The sequence below is a fragment of the Variovorax monticola genome, assembly GCF_051216855.1.
In the GTDB taxonomy this organism is placed as follows: domain Bacteria; phylum Pseudomonadota; class Gammaproteobacteria; order Burkholderiales; family Burkholderiaceae_C; genus Variovorax.
The window spans coordinates 2,501-5,746 of record NZ_JBPJZP010000013.1; the positions used below are offsets into that span (position 1 = coordinate 2,501).

2 rRNA genes are annotated in these 3,246 nt (G+C 49.8%); both read left to right on the forward strand.

Annotated elements, in window-relative coordinates:
* Window positions 1–76: 76 nt before the first annotated feature.
* Window positions 77–2,952: ribosomal RNA gene (locus ACSFA5_RS32415) — 23S ribosomal RNA — on the forward strand.
* A gap of 131 nt (window positions 2,953–3,083) precedes the next feature.
* Window positions 3,084–3,196 (forward strand): 5S ribosomal RNA (gene rrf, locus ACSFA5_RS32420).
* Window positions 3,197–3,246: the final 50 nt, after the last annotated feature.

Sequence of the window (3,246 nt, forward strand, 5' to 3'; positions counted from 1 at the left end):
CATAACGCGTCAGGTGAAAGACCTGACATATTCCTTGAAATGATTTTGTGTTTCGAAAGAAACGTCAAAGTTATAGGGTCAAGTGAATAAGAGCACGTGGTGGATGCCTTGGCAATGATAGGCGACGAAGGACGTGATAGCCTGCGATAAGCTTCGGGGAGCTGGCAAATTAGCTTTGATCCGGAGATTTCCGAATGGGGAAACCCACCTGCAAAGGTATCGCATGATGAATACATAGTCATGCGAGGCGAACCGGGTGAACTGAAACATCTCAGTAGCTCGAGGAAAAGACATCAACCGAGATTCCGAAAGTAGTGGCGAGCGAAATCGGAAGAGCCTGTTAGTGATAGCACAAGACATAACGGAACAGTTTGGAAAGACTGGCCATAGCGGGTGATAGCCCCGTACGTGAAATGACCTGTGTGGTACTGAGCTAACGACAAGTAGGGCGGGACACGAGAAATCCTGTCTGAATATGGGGGGACCATCCTCCAAGGCTAAATACTCATCATTGACCGATAGTGAACTAGTACCGTGAGGGAAAGGCGAAAAGAACCCCGGGAGGGGAGTGAAATAGATCCTGAAACCGCGTGCTTACAAAAAGTAGGAGCCTCGTAAGGGGTGACTGCGTACCTTTTGTATAATGGGTCAGCGACTTACATTCAGTGGCAAGGTTAACCGAATAGGGAAGCCGTAGAGAAATCGAGTCCGAATAGGGCGATCAGTCGCTGGGTGTAGACCCGAAACCAAGTGATCTATCCATGGCCAGGATGAAGGTGCCGTAACAGGTACTGGAGGTCCGAACCGACTAGTGTTGCAAAACTAGCGGATGAGCTGTGGATAGGGGTGAAAGGCTAAACAAACTTGGAAATAGCTGGTTCTCTCCGAAAACTATTTAGGTAGTGCCTCAAGTATTACCATCGGGGGTAGAGCACTGTTTTGGCTAGGGGGTCATGGCGACTTACCAAACCAAGGCAAACTCCGAATACCGATGAGTACAGCTTGGGAGACAGAGCACCGGGTGCTAACGTCCGGACTCAAGAGGGAAACAACCCAGACCGCCAGCTAAGGTCCCTAAAATTGGCTAAGTGGGAAACGAAGTGGGAAGGCTAAAACAGTCAGGATGTTGGCTTAGAAGCAGCCATCATTTAAAGAAAGCGTAATAGCTCACTGATCGAGTCGTCCTGCGCGGAAGATGTAACGGGGCTAAGCCAGTTACCGAAGCTGCGGATTTGCAATTTATTGCAAGTGGTAGGAGAGCGTTCTGTAAGCCTGTGAAGGTGCGTTGTAAAGCGTGCTGGAGGTATCAGAAGTGCGAATGCTGACATGAGTAGCGTTAAAGGGGGTGAAAAGCCCCCTCGCCGTAAGCGCAAGGTTTTCTACGCAACGTTCATCGGCGTAGAGTGAGTCGGCCCCTAAGGCGAGGCAGAGATGCGTAGCTGATGGGAAACAGGTCAATATTCCTGTACCGTTATATAGTGCGATGTGGGGACGGATCTTAATAGGTCATCCAGTTATTGGATTATTCTGGTTTAGTTGGATGTAGGCGTGCATTAGGCAAATCCGGTGCACATATACCGAGGCCAACGATCGAGCGGACTTGTCCGTGAAGTGACTGAACGAGGTTCCAGGAAAAGCCACTAAGCTTCAGCTATATACGACCGTACCGCAAACCGACACTGGTGCGCGAGATGAGTATTCTAAGGCGCTTGAGAGAACTCAGGAGAAGGAACTCGGCAAATTGACACCGTAACTTCGGAAGAAGGTGTGCCCTATTAGTGTGTAGTGAACAACGAAGCATGAATGGGTTGCAAAAAATCGGTGGCTGCGACTGTTTATTAAAAACACAGCACTCTGCAAACACGAAAGTGGACGTATAGGGTGTGACGCCTGCCCGGTGCTGGAAGATTAAATGATGGGGTGCAAGCTCTTGATTGAAGTCCCAGTAAACGGCGGCCGTAACTATAACGGTCCTAAGGTAGCGAAATTCCTTGTCGGGTAAGTTCCGACCTGCACGAATGGCGTAACGATGGCCACACTGTCTCCTCCTGAGACTCAGCGAAGTTGAAATGTTTGTGATGATGCAATCTCCCCGCGGAAAGACGGAAAGACCCCATGAACCTTTACTGTAGCTTTGTATTGGACTTTGAACAGATCTGTGTAGGATAGGTGGGAGGCTTTGAAGCAGGGTCGCTAGATCTTGTGGAGCCAACGTTGAAATACCACCCTGGTGTGTTTGAGGTTCTAACCTAGGTCCATTATCTGGATCGGGGACAGTGCATGGTAGGCAGTTTGACTGGGGCGGTCTCCTCCCAAAGCGTAACGGAGGAGTTCGAAGGTACGCTAGTTACGGTCGGACATCGTGACGATAGTGCAATGGCATAAGCGTGCTTAACTGCGAGACTGACAAGTCGAGCAGATGCGAAAGCAGGACATAGTGATCCGGTGGTTCTGTATGGAAGGGCCATCGCTCAACGGATAAAAGGTACTCTGGGGATAACAGGCTGATACCGCCCAAGAGTTCATATCGACGGCGGTGTTTGGCACCTCGATGTCGGCTCATCTCATCCTGGGGCTGTAGCCGGTCCCAAGGGTATGGCTGTTCGCCATTTAAAGAGGTACGTGAGCTGGGTTTAAAACGTCGTGAGACAGTTTGGTCCCTATCTTCCGTGGGCGCTGCAGATTTGAGGAAGCCTGCTCCTAGTACGAGAGGACCGGAGTGGACACACCTCTGGTGTATCGGTTGTCACGCCAGTGGCATTGCCGAGTAGCTAAGTGTGGAAGAGATAACCGCTGAAAGCATCTAAGCGGGAAACTCGTTTCAAGATGAGATCTGCCGGGGCCTTGAGCCCCCTGAAGAGTCGTTCAAGACCAGGACGTTGATAGGTCAGGTGTGGAAGCGCAGTAATGCGTTAAGCTAACTGATACTAATTGCTCGTGAGGCTTGACCCTATAACTTTGATCAAAATACAGATCAAGGTGTTATGCCAAGTTGACGCATTCAAAATAATTCGCCAAAAGCTGATTCCAAACTCTATGAATTCGTTCTGTTGATCACGTGATCAACAGAACAACCCTTTATGCCTGATGACCATAGCGAGTTGGTACCACTCCTTCCCATCCCGAACAGGACAGTGAAACGACTCAGCGCCGATGATAGTGCGGGTTCCCGTGTGAAAGTAGGTCATCGTCAGGCTCTTACAGCCCAGAAAACCCCAGTCAGTGATGACTGGGGTTTTTTGCTTT